Annotated in this window: 24 protein-coding genes and 1 pseudogene; 9 read left to right on the forward strand and 16 right to left on the reverse strand. The window is 71.1% G+C overall.

Features of this window, described 5'->3' with window-relative positions:
- Positions 1-39 precede the first annotated feature (39 nt).
- Positions 40-222 (reverse strand): annotated as a pseudogene (locus ACFWPS_RS32070) (hypothetical protein); the annotation flags it as partial.
- A 59-nt stretch (positions 223-281) separates the two neighbouring features.
- Positions 282-647, reverse strand: coding sequence for a four-helix bundle copper-binding protein (locus ACFWPS_RS32075; protein WP_383711309.1), 366 nt, complete (start codon positions 645-647; stop codon positions 282-284).
- Positions 648-843: 196 nt separating this feature from the next.
- On the opposite strand from ACFWPS_RS32075, the gene ACFWPS_RS32080 reads away from it, so the two are divergent.
- Both ACFWPS_RS32080 and ACFWPS_RS32085 read left to right on the forward strand, forming a co-directional pair.
- Positions 844-1,824 (forward strand): hypothetical protein, encoded by a 981-nt coding sequence (locus ACFWPS_RS32080; RefSeq protein WP_383711311.1) that lies wholly within the window; start codon positions 844-846, stop codon positions 1,822-1,824.
- Positions 1,825-1,865: 41 nt separating this feature from the next.
- Positions 1,866-2,525: a discoidin domain-containing protein gene (locus ACFWPS_RS32085; RefSeq protein ID WP_383711395.1), complete on the forward strand. Its 660-nt coding sequence runs from the start codon at positions 1,866-1,868 to the stop codon at positions 2,523-2,525.
- A gap of 86 nt (positions 2,526-2,611) precedes the next feature.
- Here ACFWPS_RS32085 and ACFWPS_RS32090 read toward each other — a convergent pair whose 3' ends face one another.
- A complete protein-coding gene (locus ACFWPS_RS32090) occupies positions 2,612-3,769 on the reverse strand; it encodes an acyl-CoA dehydrogenase (protein ID WP_383711312.1) in 1,158 nt (385 codons plus the stop codon).
- 177 nt (positions 3,770-3,946) lie between these two features.
- On the opposite strand from ACFWPS_RS32090, the gene ACFWPS_RS32095 reads away from it, so the two are divergent.
- Entirely contained in the window at positions 3,947-5,290 is a 1,344-nt protein-coding gene (locus ACFWPS_RS32095; RefSeq protein WP_383711314.1) for a UDP-glucose dehydrogenase family protein, read from the forward strand.
- Positions 5,291-5,488: 198 nt separating this feature from the next.
- On the opposite strand, the gene ACFWPS_RS32100 is transcribed toward ACFWPS_RS32095, so the two are convergent.
- A complete protein-coding gene (locus ACFWPS_RS32100; RefSeq protein WP_383711315.1) occupies positions 5,489-5,995 on the reverse strand; it encodes a CGNR zinc finger domain-containing protein in 507 nt (168 codons plus the stop codon).
- A gap of 117 nt (positions 5,996-6,112) precedes the next feature.
- Between ACFWPS_RS32100 and ACFWPS_RS32105 the strand changes: the two genes are divergently transcribed.
- Both ACFWPS_RS32105 and ACFWPS_RS32110 read left to right on the forward strand, forming a co-directional pair.
- On the forward strand, positions 6,113-6,472 hold the full coding sequence (locus ACFWPS_RS32105; protein ID WP_383711318.1) for a VOC family protein: 360 nt from the start codon (positions 6,113-6,115) through the stop codon (positions 6,470-6,472).
- Between the two features lie 14 nt (positions 6,473-6,486).
- Positions 6,487-6,876, forward strand: a complete 390-nt coding sequence (locus ACFWPS_RS32110; protein WP_383711320.1) for a VOC family protein — start codon at positions 6,487-6,489, stop codon at positions 6,874-6,876.
- Between the two features lie 107 nt (positions 6,877-6,983).
- Here the strand turns inward: ACFWPS_RS32110 and ACFWPS_RS32115 are convergent, their stop codons facing one another.
- From ACFWPS_RS32115 to ACFWPS_RS32130, 4 genes are all read right to left on the reverse strand, one after another.
- On the reverse strand, positions 6,984-8,081 hold the full coding sequence (locus ACFWPS_RS32115) for a dipeptidase (RefSeq protein WP_383711323.1): 1,098 nt from the start codon (positions 8,079-8,081) through the stop codon (positions 6,984-6,986).
- 204 nt (positions 8,082-8,285) lie between these two features.
- Positions 8,286-9,464, reverse strand: a complete 1,179-nt coding sequence (locus ACFWPS_RS32120) for a dipeptidase (protein ID WP_383711325.1) — start codon at positions 9,462-9,464, stop codon at positions 8,286-8,288.
- A 21-nt stretch (positions 9,465-9,485) separates the two neighbouring features.
- Positions 9,486-10,007 (reverse strand): 5-(carboxyamino)imidazole ribonucleotide mutase, encoded by a 522-nt coding sequence (purE, locus tag ACFWPS_RS32125; protein ID WP_383711327.1) that lies wholly within the window; start codon positions 10,005-10,007, stop codon positions 9,486-9,488.
- Positions 10,004-11,143: a 5-(carboxyamino)imidazole ribonucleotide synthase gene (locus ACFWPS_RS32130; protein ID WP_383711330.1), complete on the reverse strand. Its 1,140-nt coding sequence runs from the start codon at positions 11,141-11,143 to the stop codon at positions 10,004-10,006. Before ACFWPS_RS32130 ends, purE begins: the two co-directional genes overlap by 4 nt.
- A 206-nt stretch (positions 11,144-11,349) precedes the next feature.
- Here ACFWPS_RS32130 and ACFWPS_RS32135 point away from each other — a divergent pair, with 206 nt between their 5' ends.
- Entirely contained in the window at positions 11,350-11,853 is a 504-nt protein-coding gene (locus ACFWPS_RS32135) for a GtrA family protein (protein ID WP_383711331.1), read from the forward strand.
- A gap of 6 nt (positions 11,854-11,859) precedes the next feature.
- On the opposite strand, the gene ACFWPS_RS32140 is transcribed toward ACFWPS_RS32135, so the two are convergent.
- Positions 11,860-13,134, reverse strand: coding sequence for an ATP-binding protein (locus ACFWPS_RS32140; protein ID WP_383711333.1), 1,275 nt, complete (start codon positions 13,132-13,134; stop codon positions 11,860-11,862).
- A gap of 150 nt (positions 13,135-13,284) precedes the next feature.
- Positions 13,285-13,962 carry a response regulator transcription factor gene (locus ACFWPS_RS32145; protein ID WP_016436346.1) on the reverse strand — a complete coding sequence of 226 codons (678 nt, stop codon included), beginning with the start codon at positions 13,960-13,962 and terminating at the stop codon, positions 13,285-13,287.
- A 488-nt stretch (positions 13,963-14,450) separates the two neighbouring features.
- On the opposite strand from ACFWPS_RS32145, the gene ACFWPS_RS32150 reads away from it, so the two are divergent.
- Positions 14,451-15,947: an oligopeptide:H+ symporter gene (locus ACFWPS_RS32150; RefSeq protein WP_383711335.1), complete on the forward strand. Its 1,497-nt coding sequence runs from the start codon at positions 14,451-14,453 to the stop codon at positions 15,945-15,947.
- Between the two features lie 140 nt (positions 15,948-16,087).
- Here ACFWPS_RS32150 and ACFWPS_RS32155 read toward each other — a convergent pair whose 3' ends face one another.
- The 6 genes from ACFWPS_RS32155 to ACFWPS_RS32180 all read right to left on the reverse strand — a co-directional run bounded on the left by ACFWPS_RS32155 (position 16,088) and on the right by ACFWPS_RS32180 (position 21,465).
- Positions 16,088-17,395 carry a hypothetical protein gene (locus tag ACFWPS_RS32155; protein WP_383711338.1) on the reverse strand — a complete coding sequence of 436 codons (1,308 nt, stop codon included), beginning with the start codon at positions 17,393-17,395 and terminating at the stop codon, positions 16,088-16,090.
- Between the two features lie 2 nt (positions 17,396-17,397).
- A complete protein-coding gene (locus ACFWPS_RS32160) occupies positions 17,398-18,411 on the reverse strand; it encodes a hypothetical protein (RefSeq protein WP_383711397.1) in 1,014 nt (337 codons plus the stop codon).
- Between the two features lie 83 nt (positions 18,412-18,494).
- Positions 18,495-19,403, reverse strand: a complete 909-nt coding sequence (locus ACFWPS_RS32165; RefSeq protein WP_383711340.1) for a hypothetical protein — start codon at positions 19,401-19,403, stop codon at positions 18,495-18,497.
- Between the two features lie 29 nt (positions 19,404-19,432).
- Positions 19,433-20,113, reverse strand: a complete 681-nt coding sequence (locus ACFWPS_RS32170) for an LPXTG cell wall anchor domain-containing protein (RefSeq protein ID WP_383711343.1) — start codon at positions 20,111-20,113, stop codon at positions 19,433-19,435.
- A gap of 252 nt (positions 20,114-20,365) precedes the next feature.
- Positions 20,366-20,884: an ATP-binding protein gene (locus ACFWPS_RS32175; protein WP_383711346.1), complete on the reverse strand. Its 519-nt coding sequence runs from the start codon at positions 20,882-20,884 to the stop codon at positions 20,366-20,368.
- Between the two features lie 185 nt (positions 20,885-21,069).
- Positions 21,070-21,465 (reverse strand): STAS domain-containing protein, encoded by a 396-nt coding sequence (locus ACFWPS_RS32180; protein ID WP_383711347.1) that lies wholly within the window; start codon positions 21,463-21,465, stop codon positions 21,070-21,072.
- A gap of 305 nt (positions 21,466-21,770) precedes the next feature.
- On the opposite strand from ACFWPS_RS32180, the gene ACFWPS_RS32185 reads away from it, so the two are divergent.
- Both ACFWPS_RS32185 and ACFWPS_RS32190 read left to right on the forward strand, forming a co-directional pair.
- Entirely contained in the window at positions 21,771-22,664 is an 894-nt protein-coding gene (locus tag ACFWPS_RS32185) for an RNA polymerase sigma factor SigF (RefSeq protein ID WP_383711350.1), read from the forward strand.
- A gap of 147 nt (positions 22,665-22,811) precedes the next feature.
- Complete coding sequence (locus tag ACFWPS_RS32190; protein WP_383711352.1) at positions 22,812-24,314, forward strand: ricin-type beta-trefoil lectin domain protein; 1,503 nt, start codon at positions 22,812-22,814, stop codon at positions 24,312-24,314.
- Position 24,315 lies beyond the last annotated feature (1 nt).

Below are 24,315 nucleotides of genomic sequence, written 5' to 3' on the forward strand. Positions count from 1 at the left end.
AACGGCTCCCGTGGCGCCACCAGAAGGTAGAACCAGCCGCCGGCGGAGGTCCGCGGCCCTCTCGGGCCGGCGCTGGATGTGCGCGCAGACGGCCCGCTGGGCCACGAACCGCTGGAGAAGGGCGAGATCGGAGCCCTGCCGGGACTGGTCGGCCGCCTGGTCCAGCTCCTGGGTGAAGGCAGGCAGTGCGGCGGACGCGATCTGCCTGACGGCCTGCCGCAGCGCGTATCAGGGACCCCCGGCTGGAGGCCCCTGACCGCGCCCCGCGCTCGCGAGGAGCGTCACATGGGCATGGCCGCCATCGAGCGGCACATCTCGGCGCAGCGGCGACACGCCTCCGCGCAGCGCTTCATCTGCGGGTCGTCCGGCATGGACATACACGCCTCGGCGCACATGTCACAGGCCTTGGCGCACATCGCGCACATCTCGGGCGAGAGCGGCGAACGCCGCATCATCATGTCGGCGCACATGCGGGTCGCCTCGGAGCAGTCCATCAGCGCGCGCATGATGCGCATCTGGGCCTGGCCGCCCTCCATCGACATGCAGGAGCTCATGGTCTCCTCGCACATCGTGTGGGTGGCCATGCACATGTTGACGCACTCCTGCATCTGCTTGGACATGGCCGTCATGGGTCCGGTCTGGGTCATGGCTCCTCCAGGGTGTGGTGCGGGGTCCGGGGCGTTCCCCGTTCGGTTCCCGTCCTAAGCCCGACCGTCCGGTAGTGCCACCCGGGCCGCGGCCTCCCGCCCACTGCTCCGAAGCGGGCAGCCGGCCTCCTGGGACACCGGGCTCCGCCGTGCCGCTCCGCATCCCCCTCTCCACCGACGACGCCTCGGAGAACCCATGCAGCGACGTTTCCAGCGCCCGGCCCCGTTCCGGATGGCCATCGGCCTACTGACAGCACTCCTCGCCGGCGCCACGGTCGCCGTCGGCGCGGCTCCCGTCTCGGCCGCGGCCGACCCCGTCGTCTATTCCGTGGCGCCGAACGGCACGGGATCCGCCTGCTCGGCCGCGGCGCCGTGCGGGCTGCTGACGGCGCAGAGCAAGGTCCGGGCGGCGACGAGCACGATGACCACTGACATCGATGTCGTACTGGCCGACGGGAAACACCAGCTCGACGCCCCGCTCTTCTTCGACTCGGCGGTGGGGGACTCCGCGACCGGCGGTCACACCGTCAGCTACCAGGCGGCACCCGGCGCCCACCCGGTGCTCAGCGGCGGGCAGCAGGTGACCGGCTGGGCCCAGGGGGCGGGCGGGGTGTGGAGCGCGTCGGTTCCGGCGGGTACCGACACCCGGCAGCTCTATGTCGACGGGGTCCGCGCCAACCGCGCGTCCGGGTCGGCGGCGACCACCTTCACCCGTACCGCCACCGGCTACACCACCTCCGACACAACGCTGGCCGGCTGGGGGAACATCTCCGACGTCGAGTTCGTGTACGGCGTCGAGTGGACGCAGATGCGCTGCGGCGTCGCGTCGGTGTCGGGGACCACGGTGACGATGCAGCAGCCCTGCTTCGACAACTCCACGAAGAAGCAGTACGGCGTGAACGCCGACCTGCCGACGTCCGTCGAGAACGCGAAGGAACTGCTCGACAGACCGGGTGAGTTCTACCTCGACGCACCGCCACCAGGACCTCGGGCAACAAGATCACCAGCAACCTCGTCCACGACTACATGCAGCAGCGCAGCGACGGCGGCGGCATCTACGTCCTGGGCCAGGAGGGCACCTCGCTCGCCGACGGCCTGGTCATCAGCGGCAACGTCGTGCGCGGCGCCGGGGGCGGCGGGTTCGCCATCTACACCGACGGCGGCAGCCAGTACGTGACCATGACCGGCAATGCCGCCTACAACGCCAACAACGCCTCCATGGGCGGCTGCAAGGAGGGAACCACCACCCCCTACGGCGACTTCTCCTTCGCCGGCAACTACTTCGAGAACACCACGCCCAACTGGGTCTGCGGCAACCCCGCCAACGCCAACGTCAGCGGCAACACCCAGGTCACCGCGGACGGCGTGGGCGTACCGGCCTCCCTGCTGGCGGGCGCGGGCCTCGAAGCGGCGTATGCGGGCATCGCGGCGCCGCCGGCCGGGACGGCCCCGACCAACCTCGCGGCGCACAAGCCGGCCGTGGCCCAGTTCGTCGACGGCAGCACCGCGCAGCTCCAGCCGGAGTCACAGCCGACCTACGCCACGGACGGTGACCCCACCACGTACGTGCAGGCCAGCGGGCAGTTCCGCTGGCAGCTGGTGGTCGATCTCCAGCAGTCGCAGAGCCTGGGCTACGTCACGGTCGGCATGCCCCAGCCGCACTTCGCGACCGACTTCCACGTGGACGCCTCGACCGACGGCACCAGCTGGACCACCGTCGGCACCGTCAGCAACAGCGGCTGGGGGGCCGTCCCCGTCGCCTTCTCCTCGCCGGTGACCGCCCGTTACCTGCGGGTCGTCGCCGACAGGCCGAACGACTCCGGCCAGCGCGGGGACCAGATGGCGATCAGCGAACTCGCAGTGTACGGCGGCAGGTAGGACCGGAGAGTGCGGCGAGCACCCGGACGCGCGGCCGGTGCGGCCGCGCATCCGGGTGGCCGGTCAGCCGGCCTGCGCAGACCCCACTACGGCAGGTTCCTCGCCATCACGATCCGCTGGACCTGGTTCGTGCCCTCGTAGATCTGGGTGATCTTCGCGTCGCGCATCATGCGCTCGACGGGGTAGTCGCGGGTGTAGCCGTAGCCGCCGAGGAGCTGGACGGCGTCCGTGGTGACCTCCATGGCGACGTCGGAGGCGAAGCACTTCGCCGCCGCGCCCTGGAAGGTGAGGTCGGCGTCGCCGCGCTCGGAGGCGGCCGCGGCCTGGTAGGTGAGGGCGCGGGCGGCGGCGATCTTCATGGCCATGTCGGCGAGCATGAACTGGATGCCCTGGAAGTCACCGATCGGCTTGCCGAACTGCTTGCGCTCCTGGACATAGCCCTTGGCGTAGTCGAGGGCGCCCTGGGCGACGCCGAGGGCCTGGGCGGCGATGGTGATCCGGGTGTGGTCCAGGGTCTTCATCGCGGTGGCGAAGCCGGTGCCCTCCGCGCCGATCATGCGGTCGGCGGGGATGCGCACGTTGTCGAAGTAGACCTCGCGGGTCGGCGAGCCCTTGATGCCGAGCTTCTTCTCCGGGGCGCCGAAGGAGACGCCCTCGTCGGACTTCTCGACGACGAAGGCGGAGATGCCCTTGGTGCGCTTCTCCGGGTCGGTCACGGCCATCACCGTGTAGTAGTCGGAGACGCCCGCGTTGGTGATCCAGCGCTTCACGCCGTTGAGGACGTAGTGGTCGCCGTCGCGGACCGCCTTCGTCTTCATGCCGCCGGCGTCGGAGCCGGCCTCCGGCTCGGAGAGGGCGTACGAGAACATCGCGTCGCCCTTGGCGAGCGGGGTCAGGTACTTCTTCTTCAGGTCCTCGCCGCCGGAGAGGATCACCGGGAGCGAGCCCAGCTTGTTCACGGCCGGGATGAGGGAGGAGGAGACGCAGGCGCGGGCGACCTCCTCGATCACGATGACCGTGGCGAGCGCGTCGGCGCCGGCCCCGCCGTACTCCTCGGGTACGTGCACGGCGTGCAGGTCGTTGGCGACCAGGGCGTCGAGCGCCTCCTGCGGGAAGCGGGCCTCCTCGTCGACCGCGGCGGCGTACGGGGCGATCTTCGCCTCGACCAGCGCGCGGACGACGTCGCGGAGCATGTCGTGCTCCTCGGACGGGCGGTACAGGTCGAAGTCAGCCGATCCGGCCAAGGTCCCTCACTCCAGACGCAGTGGTGCTGACGCTAATTACTGTTAAGTAACTCAAAGTTTAGAACGCGGCCCACGGATAGGTCACGTGAGCTTGGCGACAGCGGGAAAGTTGCCCCGAACACGGCCCGGTTATGCTCGGGCCGCAGCCCGCACCCACGTCCCCGAGCTGGAGCATTCATGAGCCTCAAGATCACTGTGATCGGCACCGGCTATCTCGGCGCCACCCATGCCGCGGCCATGGCCGAGCTGGGCTTCGAGGTGCTCGGGCTGGACGTCGTGCCCGAGAAGATCGCGATGCTGGAACGCGGCGAGACCCCGATGTACGAGCCGGGGCTCGACGAGCTGCTGCGCCGGCACGTGGCCGGCTTCGAGGGCTCCTCCGGGCGGCTGCGCTTCACCACCGACTGGGCCGAGGTCGGCGCCTTCGGTGACGTCCACTTCGTCTGCGTGAACACCCCGCAGAAGCACGGCGAGTACGCCTGCGACATGTCGTACGTCGACTCGGCGATCGCCTCGCTGGCCCCGCATCTCACCGGGCCCGCCCTCGTCGTCGGCAAGTCGACGGTGCCGGTCGGCTCGGCCGAGCGGCTCGCCGCCTACCTCGCCGAGAACGCGCCCGCCGGGGCCGATGCCGAGCTCGCCTGGAACCCGGAGTTCCTGCGCGAGGGCTTCGCCGTCCAGGACACACTGCACCCCGACCGGCTCGTGGTCGGCGTGCGCAGCGAGCGGGCCGAGAAGCTGCTGCGCGAGGTGTACGCGACGCCGGTCGGCGAGGGTACGCCGTTCGTGGTGACCGACTTCCCGACCGCCGAACTGGTGAAGACGTCCGCGAACTCCTTCCTCGCGACCAAGATCTCCTTCATCAACGCCATGGCCGAGGTGTGCGAGGCCGCGGGCGGCGACGTCGCGAAGCTCGCCGAGGCGATCGGGTACGACGACCGGATCGGGAAGAAGTTCCTGCGCGCCGGGATCGGGTTCGGCGGCGGCTGCCTGCCCAAGGACATCCGTGCCTTCATGGCCCGCGCGGGCGAGCTGGGCGCCGACCAGGCGCTGACCTTCCTGCGCGAGATCGACTCCATCAACATGCGGCGCCGGGGACAGATGGTCGAGATGGCCCGGGAGGCGCTGGGCGGCGGGTCCTTCCTCGGCAAGCGGGTCGCGGTCCTCGGTGCGACGTTCAAGCCGGACTCCGACGACGTCCGTGACTCGCCGGCGCTGAACGTCGCCGGGCAGATCCAGCTGCAGGGCGGCCAGGTGACCGTGTACGACCCGAAGGGGATCGACAACGCGCGGCGGCTGTTCCCGACACTGGGCTACGCAGAGGCTGCGCTGGAGGCCGTGCGGGGGGCGCATGTCGTGCTGCATCTGACGGAGTGGCGGGAGTTCCGGGAGCTGGATGCGGCGGCGCTGGGAGAGGTGGTCGCGGAGAAGGTGATCCTCGACGGGCGTAATGCGCTGGAGCCGGAGGTCTGGCGGCGGGCGGGGTGGACGTACCGTGCGATGGGGCGTCCGGCCGCTTAGATCCGCGGGTGCATGGGGGCTGAGCGCGCAGTTCCCCGCGCCCCTGAAGGGGCGCTCCGGCACAGGGGGCTGCGTCGCACCGCATGTGCCCGAGATCAACAGGCGACACCGGTTCGGCCGAGGCTCAGTCGGCCGAACCGGTGTCTTGTTGCATTCTGCACCACGCGGCACATGCGTGACCGGTGAACCGGCTGTGCCTTACCGGTCCTTGGCCCGGTAGCGGCGCATCTTCTCGCGCGCCCCGCACACCTGCATCGAGCACCAGCGGCCGCGGCCGGCCGGGCTGCGGTCGTAGTACGCCCAGTGGCAGGTGTCGGCCTCGCAGGCCTTGAGGCGGGTCCAGGTGCCCTCGATCGCGGCGGTGGCGACGGCCGCCGCCAGGCGGGAGAGCAGCCCGTCCTCGTCGCCCGGCAGGAGGCGCGCCGAGCCGTCGGCGGGGTCCACGGCGACGTACAGCCGGGCCTGCGCGAGCAGCTCGCCCAGGGGGGTGACCTCGCGGTGCGGGGGGTACCCGGCGTGGGCGAGAAGGGTGGCGCGCAGGGACTCGCGCAGGACGCGGGCCGGTGGGAGTTCGGCCTCCGTGATGCCGAGGCGTGCCCTGCCGTCCGCCGTGTCGAGCGCGTCGGCGCCCGACTCCAGGTCCAGCGTGTTCACCAGGGCCTCGACCAGGGCCAGGCCGCCCGGCGCGGGCGATCTCTCACTCATCTCTGCAAGTTACCTCCCGAATCCGGTTGCGACGTTACCTCCATTGCGGGAGCATCCGGTAACTACAGTTACCGTTTGACCGGCTTTACAGGTAACTCCGCCTTCGAGGAGGAAGTCATGGCTCTCGCCAAGCTCGGTGTCGTCGTCCTGGACTGTCCCGATCCGTCCGCGCTCGCCGGTTTCTACGCCGGGGTGCTGGGCGGCAGCGTCGAGGGGGACGGGGACTGGGTGGACCTGACGGCGCCCGGCGGGCAGGCGCTGGCGTTCCAGAAGGCGCCGGGATTCGTGGCGCCGAAGTGGCCCGCGCCCGAGGACTCGCAGCAGTTCCACCTGGACCTGGTGGTGGACGACCTGGACGTGGCCGAGAAGGGGGTGCTGGAGCTGGGCGCGAAGCCGCTGGACGCGGCGGACCGGGAGCGCACCTTCCGTGTGTACGCCGACCCGGCCGGGCACCCTTTCTGTCTCTGTGCCTGCTGAGAGAGGGAGGACCCATGGCGTCCGTCGCCCGCTTGCGCAACGTGGTGATCGACTGTCCGGACCCGCGTGCGCTGGCCGCCTTCTACGCCGCCGTCGTCGGCGGCACCCTGGTGGCCGAGGAGGACGACTGGGTCGTGCTGAGGCTGCCGGACGGGCTGCGGCTGGGGTTCCAGCTGGCGGAGGAGTACACGCCGCCCGAGTGGCCGCGGGCCGACCACAACTCCCAGCAGTTCCATCTCGACTTCGACGCGGGTCCGACGTGGGAGGACGTCGACGCGGCGGAGAAGAAGGTGCTGGCGCTGGGGGCACGGCTGCTGCGGCGGGAGGAGGACCCCGTGGCGGAGGACTTCCGGGTCTTCGCCGACCCGGCCGGGCATCCCTTCTGCCTCTGCCGGATCGACTGATGGCCGGATCGGCTGATGGCCGGATGGCCTGATGGCCGGATCGGCTGATGGCCGGATGGCCTGATCGAGTCTCGGCCGAGCAGGTCCCGCCGGTCGGGCCCCGCCGGTCAGGGCTCGGTGTCGGCCGGCCGGGGTGGGTTCGGTTCCCTGCGGCGCTGGGTCGCTCGGGCGGTGAAGTCGGCACTGCGCAGGGCCCGCTGGACGTTGCCCCAGGTCAGCAGGGACAGCTCGGTCTCCGACCAGCCGCGTCGGAGCAGCTCGGCGATCAGGTGGGGGTAGCGGGAGGTGTCGGCGAGGTCGCGGGGGTGGGCGACGCCGGAGTCGTAGGTGCCGGAGAGGGCGACGCACTCGGGGCCCGCGACCAGGCGGACATGGTCGAGGTGGTCGGCGACGTCCGGGACGGTCGGCCCGGTCTGCTCGGCGGTCAGCGGCACCATGCACACGCCCTTCTGCTCCCCCAGCCGCGCGAGCAGCTCGTCGGAGAGGTTGGCGGGGTGCGGACGTACGGCCGCGGCGGCGGAGCGGGTGCACAGGACCGGTGTCTTGGAGAGGGCGAGCACCCGGGCGAGCGTGGCCTCCGGGGCGCCGGACAGGTCGGCGAGCACCCCGAGCCGGTTCATCTCCCGGACCACCTCCTCGCCGAACCGGGTCAGCCCCTTCTCCCCCGCCCAGGCGGCACCGGCCAGGGAGAGCACACGCAGGCCCACGGACTGCATGACCCGCAGGATGCCGAGGGAGTCGTCGAGGGCCGCGGCGGAGGCCGGACCGAGCACCACGGCGACCCGGCCGCAGTTGCGGGCGTCGATGACCTGCCCGGCGGTGCGCACCAGCCGCAGCCCCTCCGGGTGCGCCTCGACCACCCGGCGTACCAGGTCCAGCTGCTCCAGGGTGGCCCCGACGGCCCGCTCGCCCCGCTCCCGTTCCGGCACCTGCAAGGACCAGAACAGCGCGCCCACGTGCCCCTCGCGCAGCCGGGGCACGTCCGTGTCCACGGCCGCCTCGCCCAGCTCCAGGTCGTACCAGGGCAGCGGTGCGAGCGCCCGGGGCAGCCCGTTGTAGCCGTCCGCGACCGGATGCGCCTCCAGCAGCGCATGAGCCCGCTCCAGGAACGCGGCGCCGGACTCCACCGGGAACGGGTCGTCCGGGAGACAGTCCTCCCTGCCGACCTCGGTCGTGGTGTGGATGTCGTGCTGGAGGTCGGCCATGAAGGGCTCCGTACGTCGTGGTGACCTACGTCGTGAAGGGGCTGTAGCCCACCGTCGCACGCCTGCCCGGGAGGGTTCCTGGTGGATGGGGCGTTCGGGGGTACGCCGCGCTCTCCGCGGGGCCGCGGTACCCGGTCGTGCCGCTCCACGCACGAGGGCGGTGCGGCCGGCCGCACCGGCTGCCCCGCCCTCACGATCAGCCGATCAGCCGTCCAGCTCGGAGATGGTCGCGTTGGACGGCCCCCGCGTCTCCTGGAGGCCGCGGGCCACGTCCTCCGCCGCACCCAGCACCCGGACCGCGTTCTGCCAGGTCAGCTTGGCCAGGTCGGACCTGGACCAGCCGCGGTCCAGCAGCTCGGCGACGAGGTTGGGGTAGCCGGAGACGTCGTTCAGGCCGTCGGGGGTAAAGGCGGTGCCGTCGTAGTCGCCGCCGATGCCGAGGTGGTCGACGCCGGCGACCTCGCGCATGTGGTCGAGGTGGTCGGCGACCGTGGCGGTGGTGGCGATCGGGCGGGGGTGGCTCTCCTCGAAGGCCCGGTGGATCTTCATCGCGTCCTCGGTGGTGTCGAGGTGGTGGAAGCCGTGGGCGCGCATGTTGTCGTCGGCCGCCGCCGTCCAGTCGACCGCCGCCTGGAGCACGAACTTCGGCACGAACGTCACCATCGCCATGCCGCCGTTGCCGGGGAGGCGTTCGAGGACGTCGTCCGGGATGTTGCGGGGGTGGTCGCAGACGGCCCGGGAGGAGGAGTGGGAGAAGATCACCGGGGCGGTGGTCGTGTCGAGGGCGGCGCGCATGGTCGTGGCCGCCACGTGGGAGAGGTCGACCAGCATGCCCAGGCGGTTCATCTCCCTCACCACCTCGCGGCCGAAGGCCGACAGACCGCCCACGTTCGGCTCGTCGGTCGCCGAGTCCGCCCAGTCGTTGTTGTCGTTGTGGGTGAGCGTCATGTAGCGCACGCCCAGCTCGTACAGACCGCGCAGGGTGCCCAGCGAGTTGTCGATGGAGTGGCCGCCCTCCGCCCCCATGAGTGAGGCGATACGGCCTTCCGCGCGCGCCGCCTCCATGTCCGCGGCGGTCAGCGCGGCCCGCAGGTCGGCCGGGTAACGGGCGATCAGCTGCCGTACGCAGTCGATCTGTTCGAGGGTCGCCGGCACCGCGCCGGGCAGGTCCGAGCGGACGTACACCGACCAGTACTGCGCGCCCACCCCGCCCTCGCGCAGGCGCGGGATGTCGGTGTGCAGATGTGCGTTCTGGTGGGTGGCGATGTCACGGGCGTCGAGGTCGTAGCGGACCTGCTCGCGCAGTGCGTACGGCAGGTCGTTGTGGCCGTCGACGACCGGGAACTCGCGCAGCAGGGACCGGGCTTCGTCGAGAGAGGTCATTGCGTATTGCTTCCCGGAGTCCTACTTGCCGAAGCCGAAGCCGTTCGACCCCTCGACCTTGGCACGCAGCCGCTTGCCCTTGTCGGTGGCCTGGTCGTTGAGGTCCTGCTGGAAGTCGCGCATCTTCTGCAGCAGGTCCTCGTCGTGCGCGGCGAGGATCCGGGCGGCCAGCAGGCCCGCGTTGCGGGCACCGGCGACCGAGACCGTGGCGACCGGGACGCCGGCCGGCATCTGCACGATGGAGAGCAGGGAGTCCATGCCGTCCAGGTACTTCAGCGGGACGGGCACGCCGATGACCGGGAGGGGGGTCACGGAGGCGAGCATGCCCGGGAGATGGGCCGCTCCCCCGGCACCCGCGATGATCACCTTCAGACCGCGCTCGGCGGCCTGCTCGCCGTACGTCACCATCTCGCGCGGCATGCGGTGCGCGGAGACGACGTCGACCTCGTACGCGATCTCGAACTCGTCCAGGGCCTGGGCGGCGGCCTCCATGACGGGCCAGTCGGAGTCCGAACCCATGACGATGCCAACAACGGGGCTCATTCTGTGATCGTGCCTCTCAGGTAGCCGGCAGCGTGACGTGCGCGCTCGAGAACGTCGTCCAGGTCGTCGCCGTAGGTGTTGACGTGGCCGACCTTACGGCCGGGCTTCACGTCCTTGCCGTACATGTGGATCTTCAGTTTGGGGTCGCGGGCCATGCAGTGCAGGTACGCGGAGTACATGTCCGGGTAGTCGCCGCCCAGGACGTTGACCATGACCGTCCACTTGGCGCGGGGCCGCGGGTCGCCCAGGGGCAGGTCGAGGACCGCCCGCACATGGTTGGCGAACTGGCTGGTGATCGCGCCGTCCTGGCTCCAGTGGCCGGAGTTGTGCGGGCGCATCGCCAGCTCGTTGACGAGGATGCGGCCGTCGCGGGTCTGGAACAGCTCGACGGCCAGGTGGCCGACCACGCCCAGCTCCTTGGCGATCCGCAGGGCCATCTCCTCGGCGCGCAGGGCGAGGGCCTCGTCGAGATCGGGGGCGGGGGCGATGACCGTGTCGCAGACGCCGTTCACCTGCTGGGACTCGACCACCGGGTAGGCGACGGCCTGGCCGTGCGGGGAGCGTACGACGTTGGCGGCGAGCTCGCGGACGTAGTCGACCTTCTCCTCGGCGAGGACGGGCACGCCGGCCCGGAAGGGGTCGGTGGCCTCCTCGGCGGTCTCCACGACCCACACGCCCTTGCCGTCGTAGCCGCCGCGCACGGTCTTCAGGACGACGGGGAAGCCGTCGCCCTCGGCCGCGAAGCGGACCACGTCCTCCGCGTCGGTCACGATGCGGTGCCGCGGGCACGGCACGCCGATCGCGTCGAGCTTCGCCCGCATCACGCCCTTGTCCTGGGCGTGCACCAGCGCGTCGGGACCGGGGCGCACGGGGATACCGTCCGCCTCCAGGGCCCGCAGGTGCTCGGTGGGCACGTGCTCGTGATCGAAGGTGATCACATCGCAGCCCTGCGCGAAGGCACGCAGCGTGTCCAGGTCGCGGTAGTCGCCGATGACGACATCGCTCACCACCTGGGCCGCCGAGTCCTGAGGGGTGTCACTGAGGAGCTTGAACCTGATGCCCAACGGGATGCCCGCCTCGTGTGTCATACGAGCGAGCTGACCCCCGCCGACCATGCCGACTACCGGGAACGTCACGCCCCTAGGGTATCGGCCGCGCCAGGGTGGCCGGTTTCCGCGCCCTCGACCAGGGCTCTTACCTGCCGCTTCGCCGCCTCTTGCCCCGCTTTTCCGGTGCTCTTTCCAAGCCGTTCCCGACCTGTGTCGCCATCCACAGGCGTGGGACATACTGGGTCGTTAGAGTGGCTGGGTCGCAATACCTACGGACGGGAGCCCTCACAACCATGGAACGTGGTTCCTCGGGGCTGCAACGGCTCGTACGCGAGGTCGCCAAATTCGGCGCGGTCGGCGGGGCCGGCATTCTCGTCAATCTCGGCGTCTTCAACGTGGTCCGGCACGTCACCGACCTGCCGGTGGTGCGGGCGAGCGTCATAGCGACCGTCGTCGCCATCATCTTCAATTACCTCGGCTTCCGCTACTGGACGTACCGGGACCGCGAGAAGAGCGGCCGTACCAAGGAACTCACCCTGTTCCTGCTGTTCAGCGCCGTCGGCCTGGTGATCGAGAACGGCCTGCTGTATCTCGCCACCTACGGCTTCGGCTGGGACAGCCCGCTGCAGAGCAACGTCTTCAAGTTCGTCGGCATCGGCGTGGCGACGCTGTTCCGTTTCTGGTCGTATCGCACCTGGGTGTTCAAGGCGCTGCCGGCCCGCGAGACGGTCGCGGACGCGGAAGCCATCCTGGAGCGGGCCGCCGACACCGAGAAGCCCTGGCAGCGGGTTCGTTAGCAGGCCTCAGCGGACCATGGGCAGGTCGTCGTCCGGCGGCTTGTGCGCCGGCGGGGTGCGGGACAGGAACAGGCCGAACACCGGCGGCTGGGCCTGGAGCAGCTCCAGGCGGCCCCCGTCGGCCTCCGCGAGGTCACGCGCGACGGCCAGCCCGATCCCGGTGGAGTTACGGCCGCTGATGGTCCGCTCGAAGATGCGGTTGCCCAGGTCGGCCGGGACCCCGGCCCCCTCGTCCGTCACCTCCACCACGGCCTGGTTGCCGGTCACCCTGGTGCGCAGGGCGACCGTGCCACCACCGTGCATCAGCGAGTTCTCGATCAGCGCGGCCAGCACCTGCGCCACCGCGCCCGGTGTGCCCACCGCCCGCAGGTGCCGTTTGCCGGAGCTGACGATCGCCCGGCCGAAGCCGCGGTAGGCGGGCCGCCACTCGGCGAGCTGCTGCTGGATGACCTCGTCCAGGTCGAAGGAGACGGCGGAGCCGGTACGCGGGTCGCGAGAGTTCGTCAGCAGCCGCTCGACGACGTCCGTGAGCCGCTCCACCTGCGTCAACGCGACGTTCGCCTCCTCCTTCACGGTGTCCGGGTCGTCGGTGAGGGTGATCTCCTCAAGCCGCATGGACAGCGCGGTCAGGGGCGTGCGCAGCTGGTGGGAGGCGTCGGCTGCCAGCCGCCGCTCCGCGGTGAGCATCCGCCCGATCCGCTCTGCGGAGGAGTCCAGCACATCGGCGACCCGGTCCAGCTCCGGGACGCCGTACCGCTTGTGCCGGGGCCGCGGGTCGCCCGAACCGAGCCGCTCGGCGGTCTCGGCGAGGTCGGTGAGCGGGGACGCGAGCCGGTTGGCCTGCCGGATGGCGAGCAGTACGGCGGCGATCACGGCGAGCAGCGCGACGGCCCCGATGATCAGCAGCGTGCGGCCGACCTCCCGGGTCACGGTCGACCGCGGCTCCTGGACGGTGACCGTCTCGCCTTCCTCACCGTCGGCCGTGTAGTGGATGACATCGCCCTCGGGCTTGACCCCGAGCTCGATCGGCGCCTTGCCCGGGATCCGGATGACGGCGTACTGCTCCTTGCCGACCTGGCTCCGCAGTATCTCGGCGGTGACGTCCTCGTCCCCGAGAATCCGGCTGTCGACGATGCTGGCGAGACGCAGCGCCTCGGAGTCGACGCGTTCCTGGGCGCTGTTGCTGATGGTCCGGCTCTCGACGATCACCAAGGAGACGCCGAACACGGCAATGACGACGAGTACGACGGCGAGGGTGGACTGAATCAGACGACGGCGCACGGCATTCTCCGGGAAACGGCGACTCAGCGCCCCTTCAGGGGCGCGGGACGCATACATGTGCGGCTCCGCCGCGTGGGCGCGACCAGCCCACCACGACGGCCAGCCGCGCAAATCGCATCAGCCACCCACGGCGCGACGCGCGTAGCCGACCTAGCTCTTTTCGAAACGGAACCCGACACCACGCACGGTAGCGATGTACCGAGGGTTGGCCGCATCGTCGCCGAGCTTCTTGCGCAGCCACGAGATGTGCATGTCGAGCGTCTTGGTCGACGACCACCACGTGGTGTCCCAGACCTCCCGCATCAGCTGGTCCCGCGTGACGACCCGCCCCGCGTCCCGCACCAGCACCCGCAGCAGGTCGAACTCCTTCGCGGTGAGCTGGAGTTCCTCGTCGCCCATCCACGCCCGGTGCGACTCCACGTCGATCCGCACCCCGTGCGTGGCCGGCGGCTGCGCCGGCTCCGCGGCACCGCGCCGCAGCAGCGCCCGCACCCGGGCGAGCAGTTCGGCGAGCCGGAAGGGCTTGGTGACGTAGTCGTCGGCACCCGCGTCGAGACCGACGACGGTGTCCACCTCGTCGGCCCGCGCGGTCAGGATGAGGATCGGCACGGCGTGGCCCTCGGCACGCAGCCGCCGCGCCACCTCGAGGCCGTCCATGCCGGGCAGCCCGAGGTCCAGCACGACCAGATCGACGCCGCCCTGCATTCCGGCGTCGAGCGCGGTGGGTCCGTCCTCGCGCACCTCGACCTCGTAACCTTCCCGGCGCAGTGCGCGGGCCAGCGGCTCCGAGATGGACGCGTCGTCCTCGGCGAGCAGTACACGGGTCATGGGGTGATGGTAGTCCGATTACGCGCAGTACTGGAGTGTGATCGGCACCAGGGATTCTTACCTTGGGGCACAGTGGTACGAACCTATGGGCGAAAGGTGCGATCGTAGGAGGGACCTTCGAAACCGGGTGCGAGGTTCCGCCGACACCTGTGATCCGTGTCTCAAGTCCTTCCATATCCGGCAGTGTCCTGACGTACAGTGACGTGAACGCCTGTAGTACACCCGGTGACCTTTGGTGGGCATGTCGCACTGAAGGTCTCTTTTGTGTGCGGGCTGGCCTGCCAGCCTTGAAAGGAATGACCTCTGGCCGGGCTCCGGACGCGACACAGCGTCACGGCGCGTGGATCCCGGTGGTCGCCGTCCGCCGCTCCGCGACCCGGAGCGGACTCCCCTGGGCGTGGGATGGACGGTCCGACCCGCCGGTGCCGGCCGCTCCCCCCACGGGCGCGCAGAGCCCCACCGCGCGCTCCGACCAGCAAGGAACGACCATGGCGTCCAGCCTGACGAAGGACTCGGCCCGACCGGGCACCCCCGGTTCCGAGAAGACCTTCTTCGGCCACCCCCGCGGACTGGCCACTCTCTTCATGACCGAGATGTGGGAGCGATTCTCCTACTACGGCATGAAGGCCCTGCTCCCGCTGTACCTGGTCGCTCCCGGCGGCCTGCACATGAGCGCGGCCACGGCGACGGCGATCTACTCCGTCTACCTGTCGCTCGTGTACCTGCTCGCCCTGCCGGGCGGCTGGTTCGCCGACCGTGTCCTCGGCCCCCGCAAGACGGTCGCCGTCGCGGGCACGATCATCATGCTCGGCCACCTGACGCTGGCGCTGCCCAGCTCCGGCACCTTCTTCGCGGGTCTCGGCCTGGTCGCCATAGGCTCAGGCCTGCTGAAGGCCAACATCTCCACGATGGTCGGCCACCTGTACGACGGTCCGGACGACCCGCGCCGTGACGGTGGCTTCACGCTCTTCTACATCGGCATCAACCTGGGCGCGTTCGCCGCGCCGCTGGTCATCGGCACGGTCGGCGAGAACTACAACTGGCACATCGGCTTCGCGCTCGCCGCGGTCGGCATGGCGCTGGGTCTCGCCCAGTTCCTGCTCGGCACGCGCCACCTGAGCTCGCGCTCGGACATCGTCCCGACGCCGCTGTCGGACGCCGAGAAGAAGGCCACGCTGACGAAGGCCGCGGTGTGGGCGGGCGTCGCCGCCGTCTTCTACCTCGTCGTGGGTGTCTCCGGCGTCTACACGCTGAACTGGCTGTTGGTCCCGATCACGATCGCCGGTCTGGTGATCCCGGTCGTCGTCATCGCCCGCATCAAGCGGGACAAGGACCTGGACCGCGCCGAGCAGGGCAAGATGAGCGCGTACATCTGGTTCTTCGTGGCCGCCGCGGTCTTCTGGATGATCTACGACCAGGGTGGCTCGACCGTCTCCCTGTTCGCCGACGCGTCCGCCAAGAACACCGTCTTCGGCTGGAACTTCCCGGTCTCCTGGTACCAGTCCGTCAACCCGGTCATGATCATGGCGTTCGCGCCGGTGTTCGCCTGGGCGTGGCTGGCGATGGCGCGGCGCGGCAAGGAGCCGAGCACGGCCGTGAAGTTCGCCGGTGGTCTGGTGCTGATCGGTGCGTCGTTCTTCCTGTTCCTCGCGCCGCTGTCGATCGCCGACGGTGGTCACAAGGCCGCGGCGATGTGGCTGGTCGGCATCTACTTCGTGCAGACCGTGGGTGAGCTGCTGCTGTCCCCGGTGGGTCTGTCGGTGACGACCAAGATGGCTCCGGCGAAGTACGCGTCCCAGATGATGGGTGTGTGGTTCCTCGCGGTCACCGCGGGTGACGCGACGACCGGTCTGCTGTCCATCGCGGGTGTCGACCTGAACAAGACGGGGATCGTGGCGTTCCAGGCGGTGCTCGCCGTGGTCGCCGGTCTGGCTGTGTGGCTGTACCGGAAGAAGGTACGGGAGCTCATGGGAGACGTGCACTGACGTCTTCGACGGAGGGCCACCGGGATCGTGGATTCCGGTGGCCCTCGTGCGTTTTCGGCTAACGGTTCGTGGGGGCTGAGCGCGCCCACGCGGCGGAGCCGCAAATCAAATACAGCCCCGCGCCCCTGAAAGCAGGTTGATCACCTCGTCCTCTTTCGAGGCATGAAGGTGAAGACCGCGCCGCCCAGCAGGATCGCCGTTCCTGCCACCAGGCCCAGCGCCTTGAGCGCCCCGTTGCTGCTGTCGCCGGTCTCTGCGAGTCCGCCGCTGCTGCTACTGCTGCTGCTCGACGAACCCGACGCTCCGCTCGCCTGCTCCGTCGTGTCCAGGGTCAGGGAGACCGCCGTCTTCGTCGGCGTGCACGTCGTCGTCGTACCGAGTGCCTCGACCGTCAGGACGCCCGGCGACAGGGTCGACTCGCCGCTCGCCCCCGGCTTGTACGTGCCCGTCAGGTCCGGGATCTCGATCGGGTCGCCGGACTTGATCGCGGAGGAGTTGGTGGGGCCCTCCACATGGACCGTGCCCGTGTCGGCGCCGCCCAGGACCACCTCCATCGACGGCTTCACCGAGTCCGCCGGGATGTCGGCGGGGCTGTCCATCACCGACCCGTTGAACTGCACGGTGAGGTCGAAGCTGCCGCCGTCCTTCTTGGCGTTGATCTGCACCGGCGAGGTCGCGCTCTTGTCGCCGATGGGCGTCTTGCAGGCGTAGGGGATCTCGACCTCCTTGCCCGTGAAGTCGGTCTGGTCGCCGCCCGTGCCGTCGGAGGCCGAGGCGGAGGCCGATGTGGAGGCGGAGGACGATGCGGACGCCGACGCCGAGTCGGACGGGCTCGCCGAGTCCGACGGGGAGGCCGATCCGGAGTCCGTGGGTGACGCCGACGCGCTCGACGAGCCGTCCCCGGCCGTCACCTCGATCGTCGCCGCCTTCGGCACCGTCTCCGTCGGGGTGCACACGGTGTCCGTCCCGTACGCGTTGACCGTGTACGCGTCCGGCGTGAGCGTCACCTCGCCGGGCGACGTCAGTTTCAGCGTGCCCGTCATGTCGGACAGCACCATGTCGCCGCCCTTGGGGATCGCCGGGTTCTCGCGCGGCCCCTGCATGGCGATGTCGGCGGTCTGGGCGCCGGCCGCCTTGACCGTGCCGGACGGCTGGACCGTGTTCGCGGGCAGGTCGATGATGTCCGGGTTCTTGGACGCGGCCTGCACGAACTTCCAGGTGATGTCGACGGTGTCGCCGACCTTCGCCGTGGCGGGCGCGGTGATCCCGACCTTCGTGGTCCCGTCGATCGGGTCGGCGACCCCGGCGGGCGGTACACAGTGCGTCGCGTACGACACCTCGGCCGCCTGGGCCGGGCCCGCGGCCGCGCCCAGCAGCGCGCCGGCCCCGGCGAGGACCAGCGCGGCCGCCGCCGCACCCGCTCTGACCGGTGTCACTCTCCTTCGCATGATCACGTTGGTCCTTTCGTGGTCGGAGTCGTGGGACTCGTGGAGCTGTCGTCGTGCGGTGCGGAGAGCCGGCCGGCCGTCGCGCCCGGATCGGAGTCCGGGGTGAACCACGGCAGGGTCGAGGGAGCGGAAGCCGTCGAGGGCGCGGCCTCCGGCGTGCGCAGACCCGGCACGCGGAAGACCGGGCGGGGCACTCCCCGGTGCCGGATGCCGCCGGCGCGGGGCGGCCGTACCCGGTCCACCACGGCCATGCCGATGCGGAAGACCGCGGCCGGGACGACCACGCAGAGCAGGAGCCAGAAGAGGGTCACGCCCCAGGGGCGGCCGACGCCCCAGGGCTGTTCGGCGAGGGCCCTGCCGTCGTACCTGAGGGAGACGGTGTAGTCGCCGTGCGCCCCGGCGGAGAGTTCGACGGGCAGTTTGATCTGCGCCTTCTTGCCGGGTGCGAGGGTGCCGCGCCACTGCTGCTCGTCCCACTGGGGGGCGAACACGCCGTGTGCGGTGCCGACCTGGAACACGGGGTCCTTCAGGGTGGAGGTGCCCGCGTTGCCGATGGTGAAGACGAGGGTGCGGGACGGGGGTGCGCCGAACCAGGTCAGCAGGCCGGAGGAGCCGTCGAGGCGGATGTCGGTGAGCATCGAAAGGCGGCCGCCGGTGGACTCGGCGGGCAGGGCCTTGACGGGGTGTCCGGCGACCTTGAAGGCGGCGTCCGCGTCGGCGGTCGCACCGGTGACGGTGGCGACGTGCACCACGCAGGGGCAGGGGACCGGCGGTTCGGTGACCGGGAGTTGCTTGCTGAAGCCGCCGTTCGCGTCGGTGGTGACGGCCCGTCCGTCGGCGTTGGCGCAGGAGTTGGTGCCTCCGATCACGCCCCGGGACGGGCTGGACTGGCCGCAGATCAGCATCATCAGCAGGGTGTGCGGCCGCCAGCCGGTGCCGCTGACGGTGACCGAACCGCCGGTGCCGGCCTGGGACTTGGAGACCTTGACGGCCGGTCCGTCGGCGGCTGCCGCCATGGGCACGAGGAGCAGCGAGAACACCGCCGCCAGTGCCGTCAGTGCCGCCAGCACGGGGACCGGTCTCGGGACCGCACGCACCCTCACCTCGCTGCTCCCGTCAGCTCGACGTCCATGGACAGGGGTTCGGCCACCTGGCGGGCACGCCGTCCGCGCAGTCGTACGACCGCCACGGCGGCCCCTGCCGTGAGCGCGACCGTGGTCCCCGCGACCGTGCCCCAGGGCACGAACCGCGCCTCGGTGTCCGCCGTGTCGTGCGCGCCGTCCGCCGCGGTCGCCGTCAGCCGGACGTCGACCGCGTCCAGAGCGGGATGGCCGGGCCAGGGCTCGCTGAGTTCGGTGCGGGTGCCCGGGGCGAGGCGGACGGGGAGGGTGCGCGGGGCCCGGTCGAGGAGGACGCGGCCGAAGAGGCCGTGGGCGCGCACCGCCAGCTTCGGTGCGAGCACGGTCGTACCCCGGTTGACCAGCTCGTACGTGATGCGGTCACCGTGGACGGCGAGGTGCTCGACGGTCAGGGCGGAGAGCGCCGGGCCGCCGACGCGCAGGCGGATGCGGGCGGTGGCGGTGCGGCCGTCGGCGTCCTTCGCGACGAGCGTGCCGGAGCGGTCGCCGGGGGCCGCGCCGCTCGGGACGGTCATGGTGAAGGGGACGTCGGCGCGGGTGCGGGCGGGGACCCGGACGGTCGGCTCGGCGAAGGCGACGGGGACGCCGGTGCCGGCGGCGGTGCCGGTGCCGGTGCCGGTGCCGGTGCTGGTCAGCCGTACCGTGACCGGGTGCCCGCCGGAGTTGGTCACCGACACGGTGTCCTGGAGGACCGCCCCGGGGGCGCCCTCGGCGTAGAAGGAGGGACGGCCGCCGCCTGCCGGCGCGAGGGACCAGCCCTCGGCGGCCGACGCGGGCGGGGCGGTGGCCAGCAGGACCAGCGCGGTGAGACCGACGGCACAGACAGCGGACTGTACGGCGGTCTGCACGGCGGACTGGGCGGACGGCATGGGCGGCTCCAGCGGTCGGACCCGGAGGGTCAGCGGCGTACGGTCTGGTTCCGCCGGGTCAGCCAGAGCGTGCCGGCCGCGCCCGCGAGCAGCACGGTGCCGCCCAGGGTGCCGAGGGCGACGAACGAGTCCTCGGGGCCGGTCTTCGGGAGGGTGCCTCCGGAGTCGGTGCCGGTGCTGCCGGACGACGATCCAGAACTGCCGGAACTGCTCGAACCACCGCTCGCCGCGGTCACGTCCAGGGTCAGGGACGGGCCGGGGTTGTTGGTGGGGGTGCAGGTGGTCGTCGTACCGAGCGCCTTGATGGTGAGCGTGCCCGCCGTGAACGTCACCTTGCCGGACTTCTCCGGGGTGTAGGTGCCGCTCAAGTCGTTGATCTTGATGGGGGTGTTGGCGGGGATCGCGGCCTGGTTGGCGGCGCCGGTGACGTTGACGGTCCCGCTGTCGGCGCCGCCCAGCTTGATGGTGGCGCTGGGGCTCATCGCGCCCTTGCCGAGTTCGACGGGGCTGGACGAGACGCCCTTCTGCCAGGACATCGTGATCTTGTAGCCGCTGCCGCTCTTGACGCCCGTGATGTCGATCGGGGAGACGGCGCTCTTGTCGCCGATCGGCGTCTTGCAGTGGTAGTTGACGTTCACGACGGTGGCGTGCGCCGCCGGGGCGCCCAGCAGCACCGCCGACCCGGCCAGGGCGGCGGCGGACGCGAGCACGGCGGTACGTTTCGGGTACGACGACACGGTCGGTCCACCCCATTCGTTACTGACGAGGTATCAGATTCGGCCGTCAAGGTACGCCGGGGCTCATGAGGAGGGAAGAGAAAGGGCGTGGCGGAAGTGTGGGGATGCCGAAGCGCCCCGTGAGCTTGGCGACGCCCCTCGCTGAAGCGCCCCGTAGGGGCGCGGGGAACTGCGCGAGCAACCACTCGCGACCCGCAGCCGCGCACGGCCCACGGCGGCACCCCCCTAGGCGGGCGCCCCCAACTCCGCCCACACCGTCTTCCCGGCCGTCCCCGGCGTCCGCACAACCCCCCAGTCCAGACACAGCCGTTGGACGATGAACATCCCATGCCCTCCCGGCCGCCCCGCCCGATGCGGCGTCCGCGGCGCCGGCTGCCCGGCCCCCCGGTCGGACACCTCCACCCGGATCACCTTCCGGTCGCAGGCCAGGAACAGTTCGTCCGGCCCCTCCGCGTGCAGGCACGCGTTCGTGACGAGCTCAGAGACGACGAGCAGCACGTCCTCGGCAGCGGCCCTGCGGTCGGCGGTCGCGGCCGGCAGCCACCCCCACGCGTACAGCGCCTGACGGGCGAAATCGCGGGCGAGCGGTACGACCCCGCTCTCGCCGTGCAGGCGCAGCCTGCGGACCTGACGACCCTCCGTCGAGGCGGGCGGCTCGCCGGACGCCGCCTCCCCTGACATCCCGGAAGCGCCGCTGGGCTCCGGGCCGCGGTCGCCCGGCGGGTAAGGCCGGGTGGTGCTCATCAGCGCTTCACCTCACCGTTTCACCGGTTCACGATTCAAAGTTCGCGTTGCTGCAGTTTCGTACGGACCGGTCGGCGCGCTCCACTCAGACGTGGCTGGGCCGGGCGCCGGCAGATCCAGAATCTCTCCTGCCCGAGCGATCCCCGGGAACACCCCCCGGTTCCGGACGTCGGGCCGGCCGGGGCTCAGCCCGTGCCGTCGGCCGCGCCGTCCTCGTCGGCCAGCGCCGCCTCGACGGAGTCGTGGACGGTGAAGACCGCCTCGGCCCCCGTGATCTCGAAGACCCGGGCGACGACGGGCAGCATCCCGGCGAGGTGTACCCCGCCTCCGGCGGCCTCGGCCCGCAGCCGGGCGCCGAGCAGCACGTTCAGCCCGGTGGAGTCACAGAACTCAAGGCGTGAGCAGTCGACGACAAGGCGTGCGAACCCCTTGTCGAGGAGATCGTCGAGCGGCTCGCGCAGCAGGTCGGCCGTGTGGTGATCGAGCTCACCCGCCGGAGACACGACGGCGCTGGAGCCTTCTTCCCGCACCTCCACCAGCAGTCGGCCCGACTGTGCGCTGCCGACCGTCCCGTGGTCCATTGCCGTCTCTCTCCCGAGGTCGTGACCGCTTCCGCCACCGTCCGACCGATGTCCGACGATGCCCGCTCATGTCCGCCGAACGCCTTGGCGACGCCCTCGAACATTACGCCTTCTGCACGCAACCCGACACCCGAACAACCTCCCAAAACGGGACACATGATAATAGAACGGACTTGCGAGTGGCTCGACGGAGCGGGTAGGGCTAGTAGGGACACGCAACCGACACGGCCGGCTTTGGAGGCGCCGCACACCGCAGTGCACGCACGGCTTCGGCAGCCTCATTGCCGAGAACGATGGAGGACACCATGTCACCCCGGCTCGACGCCTCGCACACCCCGACCGCGACGTCGACACCCCCACCGGAACCACTGGATGCCATCGAGGGATTCTTCGCGGGACTCGGCCTCCCGGAGATCCCCCCGTACGACGAGGTCGACGCGGTCGACGCGCGAGCCCTGTCCAAGACCCTCTTCGAGCGGCTGGAGTCGCTGGAGGAAGGCACGCACGAGTATGCGTACGTCCGCAACACCCTCGTCGAACTGAACCTCGCGCTGGTCAGGTTCGCCGCCTCCCGCTTCCGCTCCCGCAGCGAGCCGATGGAGGACATCGTCCAGGTCGGCACCATCGGCCTGATCAAGGCGATCGACCGCTTCGAGCTCTCCCGGGGCGTCGAGTTCCCCACCTTCGCGATGCCGACGATCGTCGGCGAGATCAAGCGTTTCTTCCGCGACACGTCGTGGTCGGTACGCGTCCCGCGCCGCCTCCAGGAGCTCCGCCTGGACCTCGCCAAGGCGGGCGACGAACTGGCCCAGAAACTGGACCGCTCCCCCACCGTCGCGGAACTCGCGGAACGCCTCGGCCTCTCCCACGACGAGGTCGTCGAGGGCATGGCCGCGTCCAACGCCTACACGGCCTCCTCCCTGGACGCACAGCCCGAGGAGGACGAGTCCGAGGGCGCCCTGGCGGACCGCATCGGCTACGAGGACCACGGCCTGGAGGGCATCGAGTACATCGAGTCCCTGAAGCCCCTCATCGCCGAACTCCCGGCCAGGGACCGCACCATCCTCTCCCTCCGCTTCGTCGCGGGCATGACCCAGTCGGAGATCGGCGACGAACTCGGGATCTCCCAGATGCACGTGTCCCGCCTGCTGTCCCGCACCCTCGTGCACCTGCGCAGGGCACTGACCCTGGAGGAATAGCCCCGGCCGGACCGCCTCGCCGCCGGGGCGAAGGGCATCCCCCGCCCCGGCCCGCTGCGTCTTTGGCCAAAGCTCCCCCGCTACCGCGAGTCACACCCCAAACTGGCCGGTACGTCAGGAAGGGCGGCCCGCGAGAAGGGGTGCACGATGGTCCAGGACATCCAGGGCGACCCGCCCCCGGACGCACGCCTGACCGAGCTCCTGCGCGCCCCCGCCGCCACCGCCTACCCCGCCCTCCAGGAACTCCGCGCCCGCCATCACCCCGCGGTCCTCGCCCACGCCCGCCTCTGCACGGCCGGCGACGCGGCGGCCCGCCGCCTTGCCGCGGAGACCTTCAGCACCGCCGCCCGCGACATCGCGCACGGCGCCGAGCCGGTCGTACCGCTCCGCCACCACCTGCTCCTGCTGACCGCCCGGCTGGCCGCCGACTGGTCGCGCGACGAACGCTCCGCCGCCCTCGACCCCACCCTCCTGCTGGTCCTGAACTCCTCCGGCGTGCCCGGCGGCCCGACCCCGCCCCTGCTCCCGGCGTTCCAGTCCCTGCCGTCCCGCACCCAGGGCCTGCTCTGGTACGGCGTGCTGGACCGGGAGCCCGCCGAACGGACCGCGGCCCACCTCGGCCTGACCCCCGAGGACGTCCGGTACGACACCCCGTCCGCCCTCCAGTCCATGGCCCAGGCCTGCCTGCGCACCCGCCTGGCCGCCTCGGACGACCCCCGCTGCGCGGACTTCCGCCGTCTGATCGAGGAGTCGGTCCGCCCGGAGAACCCCCGCCACAGCCCCGACCTGCAGGCGCACATGGCCCACTGCCCGCACTGCACGGCCGCGTTCGAGGACCTCACCGCGCTCCGGGACACCCCGCGCGAGACCCTGGCGGAGGGCCTGCTGCCGTGGGCCGGAACGGCGTACGTACGCCAGGACACCCCGCCGGCACCCCCCACCCCGGCGTCCGCCCCACCCCGGGAGCGCCGCCTCCGGTCCCGGCGCCTCCTGCTCACCTCCACGGCACTGGGCGTGGCCCTCGTACCGCTGCTGCTGTTCTTCGTGACCCACCGGGACACGCACGCCCCGGACCCCGCCGCCGCGACCCCACCGCCACCGAGCCCCCAGGTGACCGTGACGGCGACGACGACCGTGTCCCCGGGACCGTCCCGCGTCTCGCCTACGCCTGCGCCAACACCCAGTGGTATGTCACATACCCCGACCCGGTCTCCGCGCCCCTCCCCCTCCCCCACCCCCAAACCACCGGGAACCGCCTACGCCCAGGTCGTGAACGCCGCCACCGCCCGCTGCCTGGACGTCCGCGACGCCGACTTCGACAACGGCACCGACGTCGTCACGGCCCCCTGCTCCGCCTCCCCCACCCAACGCTGGCGGGTCGATGCCGCCCGGGGCGTCCTGCAGTCCGCCGCGGACCCCGACTTCTGCCTGGACAGCCGGGGTTCCGTCGACAAGGGCGTCGGCATCTGGAGCTGCGCCTCAGTAGACGGCGACCACGGCGACAACCTCCGCTTCACCGTGACCCCCGACGGCGAGATCCGCCCGGAGACAGCCCTCGAAACGGCCCTCACCCCGACCGGCGACGACCAGCTCTCCCTGTCTCCGGTGAACGACGGCACGGGCCAGCGCTGGCGGGCGGGGGCGGGCTGAT

The sequence above is a fragment of the Streptomyces sp. NPDC058457 genome, assembly GCF_042720695.1.
GTDB lineage: Bacteria > Actinomycetota > Actinomycetes > Streptomycetales > Streptomycetaceae > Streptomyces.